The organism is Lysinibacillus sp. NPDC097231, from assembly GCF_044761885.1.
Taxonomy (GTDB): Bacteria; Bacillota; Bacilli; order Bacillales_A; family Planococcaceae; genus Lysinibacillus.
Genome location: NZ_JBIWDH010000004.1, coordinates 141,956 through 162,879, shown reverse-complemented (window position 1 = coordinate 162,879; position 20,924 = coordinate 141,956). Strand labels below are relative to the sequence as shown.

The 20,924-nt window shown below is 35.4% G+C and carries 25 protein-coding genes; 15 read left to right on the top strand and 10 right to left on the bottom strand.

The genetic code is table 11. From position 1 onward, the window contains the following. Positions 1–97: 97 nt before the first annotated feature. The 3 genes from ACIQXF_RS05065 to ACIQXF_RS05055 all read right to left on the bottom strand — a co-directional run bounded on the left by ACIQXF_RS05065 (position 98) and on the right by ACIQXF_RS05055 (position 3,625). Complete coding sequence (locus ACIQXF_RS05065) at positions 98–976, bottom strand: ABC transporter ATP-binding protein (RefSeq protein ID WP_402779815.1); 879 nt, start codon at positions 974–976, stop codon at positions 98–100. A 907-nt stretch (positions 977–1,883) separates the two neighbouring features. Next, positions 1,884–2,900, bottom strand: coding sequence for an ABC transporter permease (locus tag ACIQXF_RS05060; protein ID WP_402779813.1), 1,017 nt, complete (start codon positions 2,898–2,900; stop codon positions 1,884–1,886). Further along, on the bottom strand, positions 2,897–3,625 hold the full coding sequence (locus tag ACIQXF_RS05055) for an ABC transporter ATP-binding protein (protein ID WP_402779811.1): 729 nt from the start codon (positions 3,623–3,625) through the stop codon (positions 2,897–2,899). The genes ACIQXF_RS05060 and ACIQXF_RS05055 overlap by 4 nt, the downstream gene beginning before the upstream one ends. 351 nt (positions 3,626–3,976) lie before the next feature. Between ACIQXF_RS05055 and ACIQXF_RS05050 the strand changes: the two genes are divergently transcribed. The 4 genes from ACIQXF_RS05050 (at position 3,977) to ACIQXF_RS05035 (ending at position 5,507) form a co-directional block, all read left to right on the top strand. Further along, the gene (locus ACIQXF_RS05050) at positions 3,977–4,462 is read left to right on the top strand and encodes a YjdJ family protein (protein ID WP_402779809.1); all 486 of its coding nucleotides are present in this window, start codon (positions 3,977–3,979) and stop codon (positions 4,460–4,462) included. Between the two features lie 95 nt (positions 4,463–4,557). Further along, a complete protein-coding gene (locus ACIQXF_RS05045; RefSeq protein WP_402779807.1) occupies positions 4,558–4,776 on the top strand; it encodes a TetR/AcrR family transcriptional regulator in 219 nt (72 codons plus the stop codon). Further along, positions 4,745–5,173 (top strand): TetR-like C-terminal domain-containing protein, encoded by a 429-nt coding sequence (locus tag ACIQXF_RS05040; RefSeq protein ID WP_402779805.1) that lies wholly within the window; start codon positions 4,745–4,747, stop codon positions 5,171–5,173. Before ACIQXF_RS05045 ends, ACIQXF_RS05040 begins: the two co-directional genes overlap by 32 nt. Before the next feature lie 70 nt (positions 5,174–5,243). Continuing rightward, positions 5,244–5,507 carry a CPBP family glutamic-type intramembrane protease gene (locus ACIQXF_RS05035; protein ID WP_402779803.1) on the top strand — a complete coding sequence of 88 codons (264 nt, stop codon included), beginning with the start codon at positions 5,244–5,246 and terminating at the stop codon, positions 5,505–5,507. A 266-nt stretch (positions 5,508–5,773) separates the two neighbouring features. Here the strand turns inward: ACIQXF_RS05035 and ACIQXF_RS05030 are convergent, their stop codons facing one another. The 3 genes from ACIQXF_RS05030 to ACIQXF_RS05020 form a co-directional block, all read right to left on the bottom strand. After that, positions 5,774–6,571 carry an ABC transporter permease subunit gene (locus tag ACIQXF_RS05030; RefSeq protein WP_402779801.1) on the bottom strand — a complete coding sequence of 266 codons (798 nt, stop codon included), beginning with the start codon at positions 6,569–6,571 and terminating at the stop codon, positions 5,774–5,776. Then, the gene (locus ACIQXF_RS05025; protein ID WP_402779825.1) at positions 6,568–7,455 is read right to left on the bottom strand and encodes an ABC transporter ATP-binding protein; all 888 of its coding nucleotides are present in this window, start codon (positions 7,453–7,455) and stop codon (positions 6,568–6,570) included. The genes ACIQXF_RS05030 and ACIQXF_RS05025 overlap by 4 nt, the downstream gene beginning before the upstream one ends. 382 nt (positions 7,456–7,837) lie before the next feature. Then, positions 7,838–8,737 carry a hypothetical protein gene (locus tag ACIQXF_RS05020; RefSeq protein WP_402779800.1) on the bottom strand — a complete coding sequence of 300 codons (900 nt, stop codon included), beginning with the start codon at positions 8,735–8,737 and terminating at the stop codon, positions 7,838–7,840. A gap of 246 nt (positions 8,738–8,983) precedes the next feature. On the opposite strand from ACIQXF_RS05020, the gene ACIQXF_RS05015 reads away from it, so the two are divergent. The 4 genes from ACIQXF_RS05015 (at position 8,984) to ACIQXF_RS05000 (ending at position 12,668) form a co-directional block, all read left to right on the top strand. Next, positions 8,984–9,556 (top strand): class I SAM-dependent methyltransferase, encoded by a 573-nt coding sequence (locus ACIQXF_RS05015; protein ID WP_402779798.1) that lies wholly within the window; start codon positions 8,984–8,986, stop codon positions 9,554–9,556. Then, complete coding sequence (locus ACIQXF_RS05010) at positions 9,556–10,152, top strand: DedA family protein (protein ID WP_402779796.1); 597 nt, start codon at positions 9,556–9,558, stop codon at positions 10,150–10,152. The genes ACIQXF_RS05015 and ACIQXF_RS05010 overlap by 1 nt, the downstream gene beginning before the upstream one ends. Before the next feature lie 316 nt (positions 10,153–10,468). Further along, positions 10,469–11,170 (top strand): response regulator transcription factor, encoded by a 702-nt coding sequence (locus ACIQXF_RS05005; protein WP_402779794.1) that lies wholly within the window; start codon positions 10,469–10,471, stop codon positions 11,168–11,170. Beyond that, a complete protein-coding gene (locus ACIQXF_RS05000) occupies positions 11,154–12,668 on the top strand; it encodes a sensor histidine kinase (RefSeq protein ID WP_402779792.1) in 1,515 nt (504 codons plus the stop codon). The genes ACIQXF_RS05005 and ACIQXF_RS05000 overlap by 17 nt, the downstream gene beginning before the upstream one ends. 1 nt (position 12,669) lies before the next feature. On the opposite strand, the gene ACIQXF_RS04995 is transcribed toward ACIQXF_RS05000, so the two are convergent. After that, on the bottom strand, positions 12,670–12,978 hold the full coding sequence (locus ACIQXF_RS04995; RefSeq protein WP_402779790.1) for a hypothetical protein: 309 nt from the start codon (positions 12,976–12,978) through the stop codon (positions 12,670–12,672). A 268-nt stretch (positions 12,979–13,246) separates the two neighbouring features. Between ACIQXF_RS04995 and ACIQXF_RS04990 the strand changes: the two genes are divergently transcribed. Further along, entirely contained in the window at positions 13,247–13,375 is a 129-nt protein-coding gene (locus ACIQXF_RS04990) for a hypothetical protein (protein WP_402779788.1), read from the top strand. Positions 13,376–13,584: 209 nt separating this feature from the next. Here the strand turns inward: ACIQXF_RS04990 and ACIQXF_RS04985 are convergent, their stop codons facing one another. Next, positions 13,585–14,463 carry a LysR family transcriptional regulator gene (locus ACIQXF_RS04985; RefSeq protein ID WP_402779786.1) on the bottom strand — a complete coding sequence of 293 codons (879 nt, stop codon included), beginning with the start codon at positions 14,461–14,463 and terminating at the stop codon, positions 13,585–13,587. Between the two features lie 104 nt (positions 14,464–14,567). Between ACIQXF_RS04985 and ACIQXF_RS04980 the strand changes: the two genes are divergently transcribed. The 3 genes from ACIQXF_RS04980 to ACIQXF_RS04970 all read left to right on the top strand — a co-directional run bounded on the left by ACIQXF_RS04980 (position 14,568) and on the right by ACIQXF_RS04970 (position 17,060). After that, positions 14,568–15,764 (top strand): YbfB/YjiJ family MFS transporter, encoded by a 1,197-nt coding sequence (locus ACIQXF_RS04980; RefSeq protein WP_402779784.1) that lies wholly within the window; start codon positions 14,568–14,570, stop codon positions 15,762–15,764. A 321-nt stretch (positions 15,765–16,085) separates the two neighbouring features. Continuing rightward, positions 16,086–16,682 (top strand): hypothetical protein, encoded by a 597-nt coding sequence (locus tag ACIQXF_RS04975; RefSeq protein ID WP_402779782.1) that lies wholly within the window; start codon positions 16,086–16,088, stop codon positions 16,680–16,682. Positions 16,683–16,847: 165 nt separating this feature from the next. Next, complete coding sequence (locus ACIQXF_RS04970) at positions 16,848–17,060, top strand: hypothetical protein (protein WP_402779780.1); 213 nt, start codon at positions 16,848–16,850, stop codon at positions 17,058–17,060. Positions 17,061–17,329: 269 nt separating this feature from the next. Here the strand turns inward: ACIQXF_RS04970 and ACIQXF_RS04965 are convergent, their stop codons facing one another. After that, a complete protein-coding gene (locus ACIQXF_RS04965) occupies positions 17,330–18,190 on the bottom strand; it encodes a YitT family protein (RefSeq protein ID WP_402779778.1) in 861 nt (286 codons plus the stop codon). A 33-nt stretch (positions 18,191–18,223) separates the two neighbouring features. Then, entirely contained in the window at positions 18,224–18,763 is a 540-nt protein-coding gene (locus tag ACIQXF_RS04960) for a transcriptional regulator (RefSeq protein ID WP_402779776.1), read from the bottom strand. 184 nt (positions 18,764–18,947) lie between these two features. Between ACIQXF_RS04960 and ACIQXF_RS04955 the strand changes: the two genes are divergently transcribed. Genes ACIQXF_RS04955 through ACIQXF_RS04945 form a run of 3 tightly spaced genes read left to right on the top strand, consistent with a single transcriptional unit; the run spans position 18,948 to position 20,857 of the window. Continuing rightward, positions 18,948–19,199: a PLD nuclease N-terminal domain-containing protein gene (locus ACIQXF_RS04955; RefSeq protein ID WP_402779775.1), complete on the top strand. Its 252-nt coding sequence runs from the start codon at positions 18,948–18,950 to the stop codon at positions 19,197–19,199. After that, on the top strand, positions 19,183–20,085 hold the full coding sequence (locus ACIQXF_RS04950) for an ABC transporter ATP-binding protein (protein ID WP_402779773.1): 903 nt from the start codon (positions 19,183–19,185) through the stop codon (positions 20,083–20,085). Before ACIQXF_RS04955 ends, ACIQXF_RS04950 begins: the two co-directional genes overlap by 17 nt. Positions 20,086–20,089: 4 nt before the next feature. After that, on the top strand, positions 20,090–20,857 hold the full coding sequence (locus ACIQXF_RS04945; RefSeq protein ID WP_402779771.1) for an ABC transporter permease: 768 nt from the start codon (positions 20,090–20,092) through the stop codon (positions 20,855–20,857). The last annotated feature ends 67 nt before the right edge of the window (positions 20,858–20,924 follow it).

Sequence of the window (20,924 nt, the reverse complement as noted above, 5' to 3'; positions counted from 1 at the left end):
GATGATGGGTCAATTTGGCGTTGACACTCATGCATCATACAAGAGGGCTTTTTCTTTTTCAAGCCCCTGAAAATCCTTCTAACAGGAATGCTCCTTATTAAAAATGGGTATAGAATTGTTCCTCTTTATGATTGATTGGAGTTAATTGTTTAATAGAGGCATTGTTATGAAGTAGCTCTACTAATATTCGATCTGTATCTTCTGCATTGATAACGGTCATGAACTCATAATAGCCATTATTTAAAATACATTGTTGTTGGATATCAATAGAAAGGGATAGGTTATCCAATAATTTCTGACTGGAAATTTCAAAGGTTAATTTATTCCTCTGTATTTCATTTTTATGGAATGAATCAGCTTGAATGACTTTATTATTTTCAATAACTAGAACTGTATCAACAAGATGCTGGAGTAATTTTGTTTCATGACATGTCAAAACGATACTTAACCCTTTGTTCTTTAAAACTGAGAGGGTTTCTTCTAAATCGCTTTGTGCCTTAGGGTCGAGTCCTGATAATGGTTCATCTAAGATTAATAGATCGGTGTCTTCAAGCATTGCCTGCATAATCATAACCTTTTGCTTCATACCTTTTGAAAAATTAACTATCCGAATGTTCCGAGCTTCCTGTAAATGAAATAATTCAAGTAAATCGTTTATTCGTTGCTGTAGTTGATTCTTGTTCATTCCTCGAATGCTACCCATATGATAAAGATATTCTTCAGGTGTAAACAAAATATGTGAAGGCGTCACTTCTGGCACATATCCAATTTTTAAAGACTGTCGATGTTTCACAATAGAACCACTGTCAGCATCGGCTAATTCCTCAATGATTTTTAGTAGGGTACTTTTACCTGAACCATTCTTTCCTACAAGGGCAATAATTTGATTGGCACAAATAGAAAATGTAGCATTCTCTAAAATTTTCTTACCTCTATACTGTTTAGAAATATTCTGTATTTCCATAATCGTATTCATCTTTACACACCTTTATTTTTAGGCTTTTTAACTTACGATGTAAAACATTTAACCACTAACTGTAAATTTAGTATAGATGAATAGTAGTTCCTTTGCTAATAAAAAATTGGTGTTATTTTCTATTTTTGGGTAGTTTGTGACCTATCAGCATAACGTGGAGAGTTGATTTCCGTTCCGGCTGGGAGCTTCGCTTTCGTACAGACAAAACCCAGTTGCTGTCGCTACGTTAGCGCTACACTTTCGCACAATAAACATCCGCTGAGCTGCATGGTCTCGTCTGTGACGCTAATCCCCAAGGGGGCGCCCAGCCTCCACTCCAATCAACTTATAGAATGACTATGTAAAAGGTTCTGCCCAATTTTTGAGTAGAACCCCTATGTTTTAACACTAATTAATTAAACTAAAATTTAACTTGAAAATAAAAATAAAGGAAAAACAGGCGAAAATACCAATAAAGGTATAATATTTATTACTTCTTTATTTTTAATAAATTATATTTTACTGTGTTACAATTAAGAGCGTAAATACCAGATTATTAAGAGATTGAAATTATTTTATTCTTAATATTGAATGGAGTGAAATCTATGCAACGATTTCTAAATGATTTGTTAGGAGCAATAAAAGATAATTTAAAACTTATTGGTTATTTTTTTTGGGGGTATTTTCAGTAGGAGCTTTCATGTATGCTGTTACTTTTGTTATAAAATTTATAACTGGAGATTCTTTTTTAAATTAAATAACCCCTAGAAAAAATCTAGGGGTTAAGTATGAAATAATATAATGTCATACATCCGAATTAATTTAGCTCAAAATAAAAAGGCCAAAACGTCGTCATAGTAAACGGTTTAAACGTTAATTCCGCTACTTCTGTATTTAGAGGTAGTTTTTTTGTAGCAATACCCTTCGATTATAATGATCGATATTTTTTTAAACTTATAATATTTAATGTTATAAATACAAGGGCGAAGCAAGCGAGAATCACTAAATCCGCAAAGATTTCACTTAAGGAATATCCCTTATACATAACCCCATTCAATGCGTCAGCGGCATAGTAAAGTGGCATGATTCGTCCGATATTTTGCAGCCACTCGACCATATTATCCAGTGGGAAAATACCTGAAAAGAATACTTGCGGAATAATAACAAGTGGAATAAACTGCATCATTTGAAATTCAGAAGCAGCAAAGCTCGATAGTAGTGCTCCTAATGATAATGAAACAAGTGCTACAACAATATTAATGAGCAAGACAAGCCAAATTGAGCCAACATGTACAATATCCAAAACGTAAATACCAAACAAAACAATGATAATCGTCTGTAGTAAGGCAAACAGTCCATAGCCAATCATATAACCTGCAACAATTTCGGAGCGTTTTATCGGTGTCGCAAGTAAACGTTCCAATGTCCCAGAAGTTCGCTCTTTTAACAACGCTATACCTGTAATTAAAAAGACGAAAAAGAATACAAAGAAACCAGTAAGCATGGGGCTAAAAATATCAAAGATAGCGGTATTTTCATCACCGTAAACATACTCAGTCTTCAAGTGTAGCATGGAAGATTGCTCTGGCTGTAATGCTTGAGAAAGCTTCATCATGAGAGCCTTTGCACTAGAAGGGTCATCATTTAATAATGTAAGCTTTACTTCGCTTTGCTCAATAGCTAACCAGCCATCGTATTCTTTTTCCTTTAACTTGGCGATAGAAAAATCATTATTTTCTACTACCTGAAAATCTACTTCTTTAAGTTTCTCGATGAATGGTGTAGAACCATTTGATACGACTAGCGTCATCTCCGATTCATTACTATTGAAAATAAAATACATTAAGGAAAGAATAAGTAATGGAGCAACAAATAATAAAGCAAGCGTACGTTTATCACGCTTCATCTGCTGTATAATTCTTGTCACAATTGCACCGATTCTCATAGGACTTCACCTCCAGCCTTTAAAAACACGTCATCAAAATCATTTGCCTGATATTGCGTTTTTAATTCTTGCGGTGTACCATGAGCTATAATCTGTCCACTTCTTAGCATAGCTAATTGATCACATCGTTCAGCCTCATCCATGGCATGTGTCGTCACCAAGATTGTTTTTTGTTCCTCGTTCTTTAAACGAATTAGCTCCTGCCATATTTCTTTTTTTAATACAGGATCAATACCGACTGTTGGTTCATCAAGTATTAAAAGCTGAGGATTTTGTAGCAATGCAATGGCAAGTGACAACCTTCTCTTCATGCCTCCAGAATAATTCATCACTTTAGTATTCAATTCATCTGTCAAACGAACAAGATGTGCAGCATATTCTACACGCTCAGCCCGTTCCTTTTTTGACAATCGATAAAGCTTTGCAAAAAAATCAAGATTCTCTTTACCAGTTAAGTCCAAATAAAGTGCGTCAGATTGTGCCATATAACCAATATCCATTAGCAACTGCTTATGTGGGACGGTAAGATTCAATACTTGAATACTCCCGTTATCGGGTTTGATCATGCCCATAATCATTTTGATTAACGTCGTTTTTCCGCAGCCTGAAGGACCTAGTAAACCAATAAGCTGACCCTTTGGAATCTCTAAGGAAAGTGGTGCAATCACTTGCTTATGATGAAAGCTCTTTTCAATGGAATTTAGTGATATCGCAATGTTTCCCATATTTCCATCTCTCCTTTACTGAACACAGTGTTGATACCTGAAATTTTAAAGTAGTGTGCAAGTAATTACAATAAACAAATTAGTAAAAAGTGTTAAGTGATTTTTCAACACAATCAGTTAGGTTTTAAGTAGAAATGGAGTGTATGACATTGAATAACAAAGTGCTAAATTGAACAAAACGCCATGCACAATGACTCTCCTTTAAGTATAATGTTAAGCCATAGAGCACAAGTGAAGCAGCCCGTCGAGTTGGAACGGAAAATACCCCCCGTTACGCTGATGAGTCAGAATTTCTGAAACTAAAAAGTAATTGTAACGTCTCTAACTTCAAAGGTTGAAGGGAGAAGAACATTGTTTAAATATGTGATACAGCTAATTATTGGTTTCTTGACATTATTGATGTCAACGGCTATTTCTTGGTATGAGGGAAGTGGTATCATAGAAAATTCACTGGAATGGAAGCATTCAACTCCATTTTCTCAGTTATTTAATATGGAGCTAAACAATGGTCAGGATATTAGCCAGCTTGATTACTTTGTTTATGCGGCTAAGTTTCAACCATTTTTCCCGACTATCATGATAGTAAGTGTTATTTATATTTTTATTGTACTTACTTTTTTCATTTATCGACTAAACCGTCAATCAGCCATTATCCTGGCTGGAATTATAAGTTGTGTATTTATTGTTATTAGCGGTATATTTTTTAATTCTTCAACTATTGGAGGGAATGTATTCTTTTGGATTACAGCTGTTAGTGCAATAATTTTTATGTGTCTTGCAATAAGTTTAAGGTACAAGAAAAAAATACAATGTTTATATTTCAGACAGAATAATTGATTTTTGCAACATAAGCGTGCGAGCTCAAGTACAAACTTGGACAAGAGTTCGTACTTTTTTAATAATATGAACGAACTTCAATGCGGAGGTAGGAAATGTCTTTCCATAAAATGATGAACTTTGAAACTAAACAAACTATCAAACAAGCATTAATTATACAAATAGAGGAAGTAGGTTTTGAACGGGTAACGGTAAAAAATCTAGCATTGACTGCAAATATCAATAGAGGAACTTTTTATTTACATTATAAGGATAAATTTGAAGTAATGGAGGATTTGCAGAATGGAGGATTTGCAGCAGGAGTTATTAAATGAACTAGAAAGCTATGTTAAAAATGTTCAACCATTAGAAGCCTTCCATACAGTTAAAACAGGGCAGATTTATCAGCCATTTGTCGAGGTGTTTACATGTATTAAAAAGAATGCTAAAGGATTTCGAGTTATTTTAGGGGAGCAGGGGAGTCCAGCCTTTACTAATAGAATGAAGAAAGTCTTTAGTCATCATCTTTTAAATAGTCTATCTGTCATTCGAGAGGAAGTGCTTGACCCAGAGTTTCAGCAATATTTTCAGGCTTTTTTAAGTTCGGCGATTTTAGGTGTTATTCAGGAGTGGCTTGACAGGGGAAATGAAGATTTAAGTGTGGAGGAAATGGCAACCATTCATTTTCGTTTAATAAGATTCTTTGGTAATTTGGTATCTTTACAACAATGAAGTCTTTAGTAAAGAGATAGCGTCTATATCTCTTTACTTAATGAAGTAATTTTTAATCCATTGACAAATATTGTATCAAACAAAATGGTTGAGTATATTGTATACAACTTTATTTTTTGTACTAAGTCATCCTTTAATGTGGGGAGTATTTTCTATTGCCAGTAAATCCTATCATTTGTATGTTTATTTAAGTATAGTTGGTGTTGTTTGGGCAATTACATATTTTAAAACAAAGAGCTTAAGGTGGGTCATATTCTCACATTTTATTGTAGATATCGGTAACTTAACGGTTTTAACCTTTTTAAATATTTATTTACCACCTACAATGTCATAATTTCTATGATCAGAAGCACTAGTGAATTTAAGCTACCTTAATCAATTATACCTCTGCAACAACATGATGCAGGTCAGTTAGCCGTTATTGCATGGATGCGATGATTTTAGGCTAACATCCTTTATTAACTCCTTTCCGATTCCGCGACATCCTCCAGAGGCTTTAACTTCTTTCAGCGGGTGTTTGGATACCCGCTGAAAGAAGTTAAAAATCCAGGCTTGGCTTTAAACTTCAAGTCAAGCCTATTATCTTGTACATACTACGTTCTATAAATATAAATCACGTTTAACAAAAACACGAACAGCCAGTATATAGCATAACACGCCAATTAAAAATAATGTCCCTAGCATCCAAACGGACGAGCTATCTTGAGCCATTAATTTTTCTGGTGCAAATAGCGAATAAATGGTGAAATATTTTAGTTTTTCTAAAGAGCCGCCCATATTGCTAAGCGCCTGAATTAAATAAAATAGAATGGGCACCCCCGTACTATAAGCATAAGAGGTTCTTAAATCCTTGCTACTACAAGAAACAAGAAAACAGTAGCCACTGATGGCAAAGTGTAACAAAAAAAGACCTAAATTTAGCATGAGAAAAGCAGCTATATCTAATTTATTTGGAAATAGAATCTCTGAAAATAGGATTGCTACCGAAGTTGTTAAAGAGAGAAGTATAACAATGCTAGCCATTAAAAAAAATGCTTGCGTCAAGACAATTTTAAAACGTGTATTTGGTGTTGCAATGAGGTATGCCATTGAACCATTATCTATATAGCCCATTATGAGTTTATTCGCTAACATTATGATGAAAACTAATGGAAGAATAAGTAGTAAAAATCCATATAGGTAACTAGATAAAAAGTCCGCTAACGTATTACCTATTGTACTCATGCCAAATGCTGCCATCATTTCCGGCATCGTCTCCATAAGCTGTTTAAGGGTGTTACTCATTTCAGGGTTATACATGTAGACAATACTAATAATATATAGCATTAATACTGCGATAATAATACTGAATAACTTTACAGTAGCCCGCATCTCATGTTTTAGCAAAGTAAAGTTCATGATTCTTTACCTCCTGTTTCGTAGTAATGCATGAATATATCTTCTAGAGATTGTGAAATGACATCGAGATCGATAATTTGATAGTTTGCTAATGTTGGAAGCAATGTTTGGACATTCCCTTGAACTTTTATAATTGCTTTTGTTGGTCCAATTTTTTCAATGATAAATTGTTCATTCAAGAAGCGAGATAGCTCTTGTTCACTTTGAAATTCAATTATAAACTTCTTAGATTTGCGTTTTTTTAAATCAGCAATTGTGTCAGTAGCAACAATTTTCCCGGCATTGATGATTGCTACACGATCACAGGTTTTTTCTATTTCTTCAATCATATGAGAGGACATGAAAATCGTCGTCCCTTTTTCTTTTTCAGCTAAAATAAATTCAATAAACTTTGTTTGCATAAGAGGATCTAATCCACTTGTTGGTTCATCTAAAATAGCGATCTCAGGGCTATGCATGAATGCACAAATTAAACCAACTTTTTGCTTCATGCCTTTTGACATTTTCTTGATAAGCCCTGTAGCATTTAATTCAAAGTATTCCATTAGTTCATAGGCTCGTGTTAAATCCTTTAATCCTCGTAATTGAGCGATAAATTTAATAAATTGCTGTCCGGTCATTTTATCGATAAAGGCTATTTCACCAGGTAGATACCCAACAAATTTTTGTATGTCAGCTGTAGATAGACGACAATCCATGCCTTTAATGTAGCACTGGCCTTCTGTTGGCTGTATAAAGCCCATTAAATGTCTGATTGTTGTAGATTTACCTGCACCATTTGGGCCTAAAAAACCGAATACCTCGCCTTTTTCGATTTGTAAGTCCACATTCTGTATACTATAGAAATCCCCAAACTTTTTAGTTAAATTATTGACCTCAATCATTGTCATACAATTCACCTCTTTCTCTATTCTTTATAATGATTATAAGACTAAGATTAAAAAAAACAATTCCCATAAAGTGAAACTTCAAAAAGTGGGGATGTTCCTTATGCCTACTTATTGTTGTAGAGGAACACAAGCTAAGTATGCAGAAACGCTTGTGTGACCAACATCGTGTTGGCCTCAATCGGGCTTTTACGGGCAGTTGATCGCCCGCTTATATTTTTTGCTTCACTTAAATCTTGAAGTGGGAGTCATGTACCTGACGCTTCATAGTGCCCGTTAAAGCGGGATAAAAAAGAACATGAATAGCTTTTTCAAAAGAAGCATTCATGTTCTCTGCCTAGTGGTTACATAGTTACATGTAACCTCAATTAGTAGATATTTATTTTCCATAATAACTATTCAATGCTACTTCTAAACGTTCTTCTAGATGCTTCGAAATATAGCTCAAGACAAATTGCTCTTTTTCCATCTCAATTTGAGAGGAGCGGAAAATTTTCGTAAAAAAGCCTGCCTTATTTACCTTAGAAAATTGTTGTAACGCTTCTGTCCTCAATGTTGATACAATTTCATTTTCAATATGACGTTCACGAATTCTTTGGACAATGTCCTTGACGCTACCCTCTTGTAGCTCCGAAATTTGCCTTTGTAGATTGTCGTTTTCTTGTTTAAGTTCGGCTGTTTCTTTTTGAATTTCTTCAACTTGAAGAGTAGATGTAGAGGATAATAATTGAATTTTCTGTGCGAGAAACTCTTGATTAATGGTTACTTGTAATGCTCCTCGATTTTCATCTGGAAGGATATTAAAGAGCCCCGTTTGTATCATTTGCTGTAGGACGTTCCCAAGAACATCGACTTTATTGGCCAAATCATCATCAACCATAGTGGTTGCAGTTATTTGATGTTTGAGAAGTTGACTATTATCATCAATTCCTAGTAAAAGTTTCAAGCCTCTGACACGGTACTTATCCTTTAGTAGTAATATCATACGAAGTCTTAAAATGGCAGGAAGATTCAAGCGAATATTGGTGTTTGGGCTATTTGTAGCATTATCAAAAATGTACTGCTCAAATGGTTTGATGTAATAACGAAGCATTGCATCCGTTATGTCAAACCAACCAGCGACTTCTGAAATGGAATAATGATTTGATTCCCCAATATGAGCTAAGTAGCTATCATTATACATTGTTTCCTCTAAAGACGAATCTTGTATTACGACAAACAATGGGTCATGTTGCACAATTCCGAGTACCATTTCTTTTGCATCATTTAGTTTCAGCATCCTTTCACACCCCACTTTATTTTTCCGTCACTTCTACTGTAAGAAGTTAAATGTTCTCTATATAGGTTTCTATTCTATAAGAAGCAATTGTATGACTATTTTATGTAGGAAATAATAATTAGAACCAATGACCTGAAAACCTTTTATGACTATTAAGAAAAAGTTAAGAATTCTCCCCGCAAATCTTTAAGAAATGCTCGTTATATTAAAAGCATTCAAATATTACACAGATCGGGGAGAAAATTCATGCAATTTATAACCTTCCTTACCGAATTTATAAAACACCCAAAAAATATAGGTGCCATTTCACCTAGTTCAAAAAAATTAGCAGAAAAAATGGTCAAAACGATTTGTTTTGAAAAAGCACAATGTATTGTTGAACTAGGTCCAGGTACGGGCTCCTTTACAAATGAGCTGATGAAAAGAAAAGAGAAGGCAACGAAACTAATTCTTATTGAAAATAATGGTGTTTTTTGCGAAAAGCTACGTAAACAATTTGCAAATCAACCAAGTGTTACGGTGATATATGGCTCAGCAGAAAATTTAATTAACTATATGAAGGAATTAAATATCGAGAAAATAGATTATGTAGTTTCTGGTTTACCTTTTACATCCTTAAATCCTGCCGTGTCATCACGTATTTTACGAAATGTAAAGGATTGCTTAGAGGACGGAGAATTCATTACATTCCAATATTCACTTGTAAGGAAATCCTTCATCCAAAGATATTTTGAGGATATTTCACATGAAAAAGTATGGATTAACATTCCACCAGCTTATGTGCTTAGTTGCAAACTTGGAAATAAGAGGGAAAGTTAATGGATTTACAGGATCTCCTATCATTTATTGAGCAGTATGGTTATTTTGCTTTATTTTTTAGCTTATGGCTAGGAATCGTCGGCATGCCCCTTCCTGATGAAATGATCGTAATGAGTGGTGGATTTTTATCCTCGTTAGAAAAAATGAGTGTATGGAGTGCCTTTGTATTAACGTACCTAGGTGTAGTTTCAGGGCTTTCATTAGGATATATCCTAGGTAAAGTATTTGGTTATCAAATACTTGATAAATTGCTGAAGAAGAAAAAGGCAAAATATTTATTGAAATCAAAAGAATTATTAGATAAATATGGACCATTTGCGTTAGTCATAAGCTATTTTATCCCAATCGTTAGGCATATACTTCCTTATTTAGTTGGCATGAATAATATGTCATTTAAAAAATATGTTCTGTATTCGTACACGACGGGATTTGTTTGGACATTGATATACTTTACACTTGGTTTGTTTTTTGGAAGGCATATTGAATATATTCCCACACTTGCAACTAGATATGGAATATACTTTGGGGTCTTCGTCGGTATTATAGGGTGTTTTTACTATTTTTATCTTCATTCAGCAGAAGACTCCCACCTCTGAGGTGCTGAAATGGATACGGTTTTGATTCCTTTTCAGTGGGTGTCCAAACACCTACTGAATGAAGATAAAGCCTCCGGCGGATGTCACGGATTTTCAAAGGAATGAATTGTGCAGGCACAATTCAAAATCCGGACGCAATTACGCCAAGGCGAAATTGATATACGAAAAATAAAAAAATAGTTAAAATTAGGAACTATAATTATTGATAGGAAGTAATATAGCAATGAAATAGGTCGAGTGGAGTGAACGCCCCAGGAAGGCTAGTAGGAGCAGAAATCAACGCTACGTTAATATAATTTGAAATTGGGGGGATTCGATGACTAAAGAAACAATACTTATTGTGGACGATGAAAAAGAGATTAGAAATCTTATTGCTATTTATTTAAAGAATGAAGGATACGATGTACTAGAAGCAAGTGATGGTGAGCAAGGTTTAAGCCTGCTAAAAAAACATAAAGTACATTTAATAGTCTTAGATATTATGATGCCGAATGTGGATGGTATTGAGATGTGTATGAAGGTCAGAGAAATAGCTGAGATGCCAATCATTATGTTGTCAGCAAAATCACAGGATATGGATAAAATTGTTGGATTAACATTAGGGGCAGACGACTATGTAACAAAGCCTTTTAACCCATTAGAGCTTATTGCCCGCATTAAATCTCAGCTTCGTAGATATATCAAAATGAATCGGCTTGACCTGATGAGCGACAATGAGATAGAGATTGGTGATATGCGAATCAATACCGCAACCCATGAAGTAATTGTTAACAATGAAAAAGTGAAGCTTACGCCAAGGGAGTTTTCAATTCTGGAGTTACTTGCTAGAAATCAAGGGATGGTGATGAGTGCTGAGCAAATTTATGAAAAGGTTTGGAAGGAAGAGGCTATACAGTCTGAAAATACGGTAATGGTGCACATTCGTAAAATACGAGAAAGAATTGAGACAAATCCAAGAAACCCTCAATATATAAAAACAGTATGGGGAGTAGGTTATAAAATTGAAAAAGATCATTAATCTAATTGAATACTTACTAGACAAACTAAAAATGCTTATTGTAAATGCCATTACAAAGGTTCGACAGAGTATTAGAATTCAACTTTTAACCACTTTTATTTTCTGTGCATTTCTTGGTCTAATTGTCGCAAGAGCTACACTTCCGTTTTTGGGAAATATCAATGAGACAACGACTATTGACTATAATCCAGGTATGCAGCAAATTAACTTTCAAGTGCAACGTGCATTAGATATGACTGTCTATGAAAATAATATAGAAGCTTTACAGCAAATGATTGAAACGGAAAATATAAAGCTTGAAATGAAACAGAGTGCATTGAAAGTGTTAGTGACAGATGAGAGTGGGAAGGTTTTGTATAAAACAAAGCAAGCGGAAGAGGAACAAATCAATCTTCATAATAAGATTGGTCATGTAATGGATTATGCCATTAACCAGCCACTTAATGAACCGACAGTCGAGCAATCCCGGCAAGAATATATTGCCTTTTATCCGTTAACAATTGATGATAAAAACTTATATTTGTTTGTCAGTGGTATTCCAGAGGGGGTTATAATTACAAGTACGACAGAGGGGCCTATCCCTTCATTAATAGCCATTGCTGTTTTTACCTTTTCATTCTTCTATATAACAAAACGAAAAATGAAACAGATTGAGGCGTTGGCGAAAGGGGTTAAGGAAATCGCAAAAGGAAATTTAGGTTATCGCATTGAGAAAAAAGGGCAGGATGAGATCGCTTTATTAACAGATAATGTAAATCATATGGCTGAAGCAATCATGACCAATATAGAAACGGAACGAAGGATTGACAAACAAAAAAATGAATTAATCACAAATGTATCACATGACTTACGGACGCCACTTACCTCGATTATGGGCTATTTACGACTGCTAAGAGAAGAGAAGTATGACACAAAAGAACAATATGATGAGTATCTTAAAATAGCATTTTCAAAATCAGAACAATTAAAAAACTTGATTGATGATTTATTTGAATATACAAAGATAACAAACGAAAGCATTGTTCTTGAGCAACAAGAGGTGTGTATCAATGAGCTTCTCGACCAATTAATAGAGGAATTGGTTCCACAAGCAGAGGAAAACCATCGTTCATTTGTAAAAAGTTTTTCAGAGGAGCGGATTTTTGCTACGCTTGATTCCGAAAAAATGGTAAGGGTTTTTGATAATTTATTAATGAATGCCATTAAATATAGTACAGGTAACGGTAAGATTGAAGTTTCCCTTGGAAGAAAAGCTGGCAATGTCCATATTAGTGTTGCAAATAAAAGTGATGAATTTACATCCGAGGAGCTAATGAACTTATTCGAGCGATTTTACAAAAAAGATCAATCTAGAACAAGTGTAGCAGAAGGCTCGGGGTTAGGACTTGCAATTGCGAAGAGCATTGTAGAATTGCATGATGGCAAAATTGACGTAAACTATACAGAAGGGATATTGCAGTTTATCATCGTGCTACCAGCGACAATCAAGCAAGCGTGACTTAAAGTTTTTGAATAGTGATAACGTGATTGGTCAATATATTATTCATAAGCATCTCTTGCATGTTAGCAAAAATACTCGTGTCTTTTATTATTAATATTTCAATTTCTGTCTGTGTGTACTGTCGTTGAAATTCAAAAATATATTCCGTTATTGTTTGTAAATTATGGGTGCTTTTAATTTCCACTTCAACAAAAAATGGTAATGTTAATTGGGGATGTTTCGTACAGCCACCGCGACGAATCCAAATGGCTTCATTGACGTAATATCGAATTGGTAGTTGACGATTACTGGCAATAAATAAGTCCATTCAATACTCCTTTATATTCATTCAGCGGAAGACTCCCAACTCTATATGTGGTGAGATGAATGCAATTTTGATTACTTTTTCCAAACACCTACTGAAATAGAGGAACTTAGTCTAAGAACGCCACGTCCTGTGGCAACGACTGAGTGACCAACATTATGTTGGCCCAAAGCCTCCGGCGGATGTCACGGATTTTCAAAGGAGGCCTGCACGATGTAGGTCAGTTAACCGTTGTCACAGGAAGTGACGGTTTTAGGTTAACTTCCTACAAATGACACAATTCAAAATCCGGACGCAATTACGCCAAGGCGAAATTGATACAAACGATGATTTAACAAAAGCGTATAGGAAATTAGATAAATCGTCAAAAGATATACTACTCATGAAGCCTCGATTATAGCAGAAAAAAGAGCTGTTCAGCGTTTGAACAGCTCTTTCTATTTAGAGTGAACGGATAGAATCCTGGAAGTGACGGATAGAAAGCTTGAACTGACGGATAGAATCCCGAAAGTGAAGGATAAAGCCCTTGAAAGCGGATAGAACTCTCCAATAGACGGATAGAATCCTGGAAGTGACGGATAGAATCCCAAAGCTGACGGATAGCCCCCCTTAAATCGACGGATAGTCGTATGCATCTATCGTTGCTAAAAAATATTTAAGCGCAGGTGACTGCACTTCGTCATTGCGATAAATAAACCAAGTGGGGATTTGAGTCTGCTTTGTCGCTAAAATATGCAGTGACAGCGATTGGGTTTTCATATATCTTTGGGCAATTGCTCGTGGCAGTAATGTTGCACCAAGCCCCGCGGCAACACAGCCAATGATGCCATCAAGTGTACCGAATTCCATACGCTTTTGTAGTCGCACACCGTCTTCGTGTAACCAATGCTCCAATATCGCTCTATATGAGCAGCCGTGTTGGAAAGTAATAAGTGTGCAGTTTTCTAAATCTCTTAGGCTATCAATTCGTTTATGCTTACTAGATGTAATGACAACAAGCTCCTCACAGACAAATTCCTTGGCAAGGATATTTTCTTGATAAACAGGCCCGACTACAAACGCACCGTCTAGTTCATAGTTTTCTAATCGTTCTATATTTTGCTGAGATGTGCTTGTTTGTATTGTTATATCCACCTGTTCATGAGCTTTATGGAAAGCAGTTAACAGGGAAGGTAAGTGCAGTGCTGCGGTAGTTTCCATTGATCCGATACGTAAAAGCCCTCTATGTTCCTCTGTATCCTGAAGAATTTCAAAGGATTTTTCATAGAGATGTAGCATTTTTAAAACTATCTCATAAAATTGTTCTCCTTTGGGTGTCAATCGGATGCCTCGATGTCCTCGGTAAAAAAATGTTGTATGATATATGGCCTCAAGATTTTGTATCTTCATGGAGATGTTGGATTGAGAGTAGTTAAGCTCTGCAGCTGCCTTAGAGAAGCTACCTGTTTGCACGACTGTCCGAAAAATAGCAAGATCATTTAAATTCATATTTTCTCCTCCAGCCATCAGTTTATTTGATAGTTATTATAACGAAATTGTACTATTTATGATACCTACATTTTCGTTATAGTGAGAATGAGGGGAGGGGAATTATGCACAAGCAAACGGTTCAATATATTATAGGGGGTATTTTTGCATTAGTGATTGCTATGGGTATTGGTCGTTTTTCTTATACGGTTATATTGCCGTATATGCAAGATACATTTGCCTTTAGTCGTGCTACAGCAGGTTTTTTAGCAACGAGTAATTATTTAGGTTATTTAGTAGGAGCGTGGATAGTTGGTCGTTTACAAATTGGAGATAAGCGTATTCCGTTTTTACGGATAGCGCTTGTTATTAGTATTTTGACAACAGCTATGATGGGCCTTACAGATGCCATAATCGTCTGGTATGTACTTCGTTTTATTTCTGGTGTGATAAGTGCATTTATCTTTGTGGTTGCAGCTAGCCTTGTGCTCGATCGGTTGGCTGGGGATGGAAAGGCTCATTTATCAGGAATTTTTTATAGTGGAGTAGGTACGGGAATTGCCCTAAGTGCAATTATTGTGTCACCAATTTATGCTGTTTTTGATTGGAATGGAACATGGATTGCTTTGGCGTTGTTTAGTGTCATATTGCTTGTATTCATCGTATTTTTCATAAAGCCAGATATTCAATCTACTCAACAGAAACCAAGTCAAACAGTAGCACCGCAAAAAGTCCCGCCTTCAACATGGATGAAGTGGCTAATTATTTCCTATAGCTTAGAGGGACTTGGCTATATTGTCACTGGGACATTTATCGTATCAATGGCGGAAGAGTCAACAAGCTTTCATGGAGATGCAGCCTTTGTATGGTTTGTTGTTGGGATAGCAGCGATTCCATCGTGTATGGTTTGGTCTAAGCTGGCACAGCGATACGGCTATGTGAAAACATTATTGATATCTATGCTAATTCAAGGGCTTGGCATTGTTTTACCAGCATTTATGGCAAATACGCTGACACTTTACGCAAGTGCCTTTATTTTTGGCGCAACCTTTATGGGAATTACAACAGTGGCTACCACGTTGGCAAGACAAATATTGCCAGTGAATAGTCATCAAATATTAGGGTATCTAACTGCATGTTATGCATTTGGACAAATGTTAGGTCCCTCACTTGCTGGAGCATTAGCCAATTATACAAACAGTTATCAGTATGCATTATTTGGTGCAACAGCTGTTGTAGTAGTTGGAGCTTTATGTTTAATTAGCGGATTAAAATATGAAAAAGTGAAAGTCGGAGAGCTAGAAGCCTTACGTGAATATTAAGAAGAAGGCAAAACTAATTGCAGAAATGCTCTAACAATTGAGTTGTAATTATCGTAATATAATTTGATAAAAATACCTCTTGAATGACGTTCAAAGAGGTATTTTTTATATAGAGATTTCAAGGATAAGAATCACTTAGAATTACTTTTCTAATTACGTCAATACTACAAGTACTATCTCGCTGTAAAAAGGGGAACTGTTGGTGAAGAAAATAATTCTAATTACATTACTAACACTCGTGACAGTTAGCTTTAGTTCGAAAATTGTTAAAACGCTAACGACAACCAGAACAAAGACTTAATGGAGATTGTTAGCAGATTTATGCCATCGAACGCGTCACTTATAAGTCCCGAAAATCCTTTCTCCACACAGCCTATACAACTCTATGATTTTGACCACGATGGACAGAAAGAAATAATTGTTACTTTTAAAATTGATGCAAAAGATCAATTTACCCAGTTTGGATCAATAGTGCTGAAAAAAGACCATACTGATTGGCGAAAAATTGGGGAAACAAAAAATCAAGGAGTTGATTTGGATTTTTCAGGTTTGGCAGATATTACTGGGGATGGTACGAAAGAATATTTATTCGGTGTGACAATCGGTGCAGCAATAGGAAGCAAACTTGAAGTGTTGCAATGGAGTGATAACTCATTGAAAAAGATTGCGGATGTTCCTTATCATAAAATTGACTTTGTGAATGGAAATCAAAAAGTTGGTCTAGCAGTTTGGCAAATGTATATTGGTAATAGTTATTTAGTAGATGTACTAAAATGGAATGGTGAAAAGTTGGTTTATGATGAAGAGTTATATGCCAAATACTATCCAATCATCGAAAAGTTTTATAACGAAAAAATTGCAGAAATGAATGCCTGGTTTTATCTTCATTCAGTAGAAGACTCTCACCTCTATAGGTAGTGAGATGAATGCGATTTTGATTACTTTTCAGTGGGTGTCCAAACACATACTGAAATAGAGGAACTCAGTCTAAGAACGCCACGTCCTGTGGCAACGACTGAATGACCAACATCTTGTTGGCCCAAAGCCTCCGGCGGATGTCACGGATTTTCAAAGGAATGAATTGTGCGGGCACAATTCAAAATCCGGACGCAATTACGCCAAGGCGAAATTGATTGGTATTGCCTTGCAGATGCCCAAATCAAAGCACATAAATTTGATGATGCTTCTAAATCTATTCAAAAGGGGATTGCATTAGCTAAAAAATTATTAATGCAAGAAGTAGTCCAAGACTTTAATGATTTAAAAGAAAGGTTCAACACCGAAATCTGTTCTTGACAGAAAACTTTAAAAAGTACATGGAGCGAAGGGTGGCGACTCCAGCGGGAACAGCACGAGCTGAAAGCCCCGCAGGAACGTAGTGACGAGGAGATTGAAGCCGTGCCCGCGGAAAGCGTCCACCCGTAGCGGAATGTACGGTCAAGCACATGTTTTGGTGAAGAGCCAAAAGAAAGGCTAGAAAATAAACGAAAGCTTTTGCCAAAATAAAAATGCACACTACTAAAATTTATTTTAGCAATGCACATTTTCTTTTTCTTGAATGTTAACTAGTGAATATCACGTTTTTTGAAGTTACCACCGCGTACCTCTGATACATCAGAAATGACAACGAATGCACCTGCATCGATATCTTTAATGATAGAAACAAGTTTTGTTTCTTCCATACGGTTGATAACACAGTTTAAAATGTCAGTAGGCTCATTTGAGAAACCGCCACGTCCATGTGTATATGTAACACCACGACCTAGACGAGCTTGGATAGCGTCACCAATCTCCTCAGATTTTGCACTGACAACACGAACTTCTTTTGATTTTTCTAAACCTACTTGAATAATATCGATAACGTTTTTCGCAATGTAGTAAGTTAACGCTGAATATAATGCGCTCTCTAAGCCAAAAATAAAGCTTGCCCCTAAGAAAATAAAGGCATTAATAAATAATATAATATCCCCGACTGAAAACGGAATCTTACGTGATAGTAACACGGCTAAAACCTCAGAGCCGTCTAAAGCTCCACCGTTACGTAAGACAATCCCAATCCCAACACCAAGTAACATACCACCAGATAAAACAATCAATAGTGGATCATTTGGACCTAAAATTGTTTTAACATTATGCATAAGCACTGTGGAAATAGAAAGAGCTGCTATCCCAGCACTACTCATCACTGCAAATGTTTTACCAACTTGTTTGTAGCCAATATAAATAAACGGAATGTTTAATACAAAGAGCAGTACGCCTAATGGAATACCAAAGAGGTGTGCACCCATAATACTAATCCCCGTCACACCGCCATCAATGACATCATTCGGTATCAATACAGCCTCTAGTCCGTATGCCGCAATGACTGCGCCAATAATAATCATGATCAAACTTCTTATGTTTTGAAGTAACTTTCCTTTTTTCATAAATCTTCTCCATTTCTTTACGTAAAATAGTATCTAAGGTTTTGGAATAATATTTATTGCAATAGTTTTCGTCTCAGACCCTTTACTTGAGTCGGCCATATTATAGTATTTATTTATTAAATCGTTTAATTCATTATCAAAAGTCTTGAATTGATCACTCGTTAACGTCAAGTCAATGAGTGAAAAAGTTGTTAAATCTGCAGTGCTATCTTTTGCATCAAGTGATTGTAAATAATTTTGATATTGTGATAATAGAGCTAATTGATAGTTGGAAACATAATATAATTTTTGTTTGGTCGTTAGTTGTGTCCAATCCTCCTTACTAAGTTTTGGAGCTCCTTCATTTACTGCATAAAACTTTTCTGTAACAGAACGTACTTTTCGCTCTTTCACAATTTTTATGATGTTTTCATCCACTAAAATTTGGATATGTCGATATAAAGTCGCTTGTGGTACATCCTTAATAACAGAAATCATCTCTAAAGTGCTTAAGCCTTCTTCTTTATCTTGCATCAGAGCTTGTAAAATTTTCATTCTCACAGGGTGCATTAATACCTCTGCTTTATTACGCATAAACCGATCCTCCTAATAGAAAAATGAGATGGTATCAAGGGAAGCAATAAAATGTTATCAATATGAGAACATTATCATAAAATATATTATAGGTATTTTTTTAAGATGTACAGTAAAAAGTAATGCAATTTTTATCGCCTTTTGTTATCATTATTGATAATGATAATGAATGGAGGTTTTAGGAATGAAATTACATTATAGTTTTGATGATTTGGGTCAAATTGATTGGGCAAGCATTCTTCCAATCCTTCTACCTTTTTTATTCGTAGGATTTTTACTCATCATAATTGCATTAGTCGATTTATATCGGCACAGAGAAACAAGAGAAAACATACTTTTGTGGACAATTATTATTTTGTTCTTTAATACGATAGGTTCAGTTCTATACTTCGTAATTGGTAGAAAGGAGGTCAATAAACGTGCGCTTAGAAATTAAAAATATTACGAAAAAGTTTAAAGAAAAAACGGCCGTTAATGGTTTCTCAATGGTCATTGATGCGAATGAGTGTGTCGGATTAATTGGACCAAATGGAGCAGGGAAGTCTACGTTAATTCAAATCATTGCAGACATTCTGTATGCAGATGAAGGCGAGATTCTTCTTGATGGTCAAAAGATTTCAACGATGAAAAATCAAATTGGTTATTTACCTCAGTATCCTAATTTTTACTCGTGGATGACAGCGTTTGAAACATTGTCCTTTATGGGAACACTTTCTGGTCTATCAAAAAATGAATTACAGAAAGAAATTCCTTTGCTATTAGAAAAGGTGGGCTTAGGGAAAGAAGCACATTTTCATGTCGGGACATTTTCAGGTGGCATGAAGCAACGCCTTGGCATCGCACAAGCATTATTGCACAAACCAGCTTTAATGATTATGGATGAACCAGTATCAGCATTAGACCCAATAGGCAGAAGAGAAGTGTTAAATCTATTAAAAGAGATAAAAAAAGAAACCACTATTCTGTTATCAACGCATATTTTGAGCGATGCGGAGGAAATATGTGAGCGCTTTGTTGTCATTAAAAAAGGTCTCAAAATAGAGGATGCTACAAAATTACAGTTGCTTGAGTGCCATCAAGAATCAGCTATCTTTCTGATGATACGTGAACAAGATTATAAGTGGTTAACAATGATTGAACATTTACCGTATGTGAAGAAAATCGAAAGCTATGGAAATGGTTTTAAAATTCATGTTCATCATTTGGAAGGTGATGCCCATCGATTGTTACAACATGGACTGGATTCAAACGTGATGTTTACAAAGTTTGAAATGGGCATTCAAGAAAGTCTAGAAGAAATATTTTTAGAATTGGTGGTGTGATTGAGTGAATTCTTTTATAGCATTAAGTAAAAAAGAAATACATCAAATGACAAAGGATTTTAAAGTAGTGTGGCTACCAATTGTATTCATCCTACTAGGGCTAACTCAGCCGATTGTGATGTATTATATGCCGGTTATTTTACAATCGAATGGCATTATGATTGATTCTACAATGGCAAATCCAGAGGGACGAGAGGTGCTTGCCTCAACACTAAATTCACAGTTTGACCAATTAGGCATTATTATTCTAGCTGTTGCAACGATGGGCATTATTCAGGGGGAAAAGGCCAATGGTATGATGGCATTTATTCTTACAAGGCCGGTGTCTATCTCATCTTACTTAAACAGTAAAATCATTATTCATTATGTGCTAGCTGTTATCTGTATTGCCCTTGGTTATGTAATGTCCTATGGATATACATCCTATTTATTTACCACTGTACCGATTACGCAGACATTATTGGCTTTAGCATTTTATTGTGTTTGGCTATTATTCGTTATCACGTTTGTTGCTATGATGAGTACATTTTTTAATAGCTTGGCATTTATTGCTCTAATAAGTATCGTTGTGCTATTAATATGTCGTTTCTGCGCTGGCTTACATCCATTCATAGACGTTGTTAATCCTGCCAGTAATAGTGTGTATGCAACAAATATTTTGATGACAGGTGACATGAAAGCTTGGTATGGCTTCAGTATTGCAGTAACACTGTTGCTAGTTTTATTGATGATTGTTATCATGTATAATTTCATTGCGAAAAAGAAATTTTAACTGCTTTCAGCAAAATGTCTTCTGTGCGAAAGCGACAGCAACAACAACAACAACACACAACGGCGTG

Coding starts and splice junctions, on each gene's coding strand:
- ACIQXF_RS04990 (WP_402779788.1), top strand. CDS start 13,247: ATGACACAATTCAAAATCCGGACGCAATTACGCCAAGGCGAAATTGAT.
- ACIQXF_RS05025 (WP_402779825.1), bottom strand. CDS start 7,455: ATGATTGAGGTCAATAATTTAACTAAAAAGTTTGGGGATTTCTATAGT.
- ACIQXF_RS04975 (WP_402779782.1), top strand. CDS start 16,086: ATGCCATCGAACGCGTCACTTATAAGTCCCGAAAATCCTTTCTCCACA.
- ACIQXF_RS05030 (WP_402779801.1), bottom strand. CDS start 6,571: ATGAACTTTACTTTGCTAAAACATGAGATGCGGGCTACTGTAAAGTTA.
- ACIQXF_RS05055 (WP_402779811.1), bottom strand. CDS start 3,625: ATGGGAAACATTGCGATATCACTAAATTCCATTGAAAAGAGCTTTCAT.
- ACIQXF_RS05010 (WP_402779796.1), top strand. CDS start 9,556: ATGGATTTACAGGATCTCCTATCATTTATTGAGCAGTATGGTTATTTT.
- ACIQXF_RS05060 (WP_402779813.1), bottom strand. CDS start 2,900: ATGAGAATCGGTGCAATTGTGACAAGAATTATACAGCAGATGAAGCGT.
- ACIQXF_RS04965 (WP_402779778.1), bottom strand. CDS start 18,190: ATGAAAAAAGGAAAGTTACTTCAAAACATAAGAAGTTTGATCATGATT.
- ACIQXF_RS04980 (WP_402779784.1), top strand. CDS start 14,568: ATGCACAAGCAAACGGTTCAATATATTATAGGGGGTATTTTTGCATTA.
- ACIQXF_RS05045 (WP_402779807.1), top strand. CDS start 4,558: ATGTCTTTCCATAAAATGATGAACTTTGAAACTAAACAAACTATCAAA.
- ACIQXF_RS04985 (WP_402779786.1), bottom strand. CDS start 14,463: ATGAATTTAAATGATCTTGCTATTTTTCGGACAGTCGTGCAAACAGGT.
- ACIQXF_RS04955 (WP_402779775.1), top strand. CDS start 18,948: ATGAAATTACATTATAGTTTTGATGATTTGGGTCAAATTGATTGGGCA.
- ACIQXF_RS05020 (WP_402779800.1), bottom strand. CDS start 8,737: ATGCTGAAACTAAATGATGCAAAAGAAATGGTACTCGGAATTGTGCAA.
- ACIQXF_RS05040 (WP_402779805.1), top strand. CDS start 4,745: ATGGAGGATTTGCAGCAGGAGTTATTAAATGAACTAGAAAGCTATGTT.
- ACIQXF_RS05005 (WP_402779794.1), top strand. CDS start 10,469: ATGACTAAAGAAACAATACTTATTGTGGACGATGAAAAAGAGATTAGA.
- ACIQXF_RS04960 (WP_402779776.1), bottom strand. CDS start 18,763: ATGCGTAATAAAGCAGAGGTATTAATGCACCCTGTGAGAATGAAAATT.
- ACIQXF_RS05065 (WP_402779815.1), bottom strand. CDS start 976: ATGAATACGATTATGGAAATACAGAATATTTCTAAACAGTATAGAGGT.
- ACIQXF_RS04995 (WP_402779790.1), bottom strand. CDS start 12,978: ATGGACTTATTTATTGCCAGTAATCGTCAACTACCAATTCGATATTAC.
- ACIQXF_RS05015 (WP_402779798.1), top strand. CDS start 8,984: ATGCAATTTATAACCTTCCTTACCGAATTTATAAAACACCCAAAAAAT.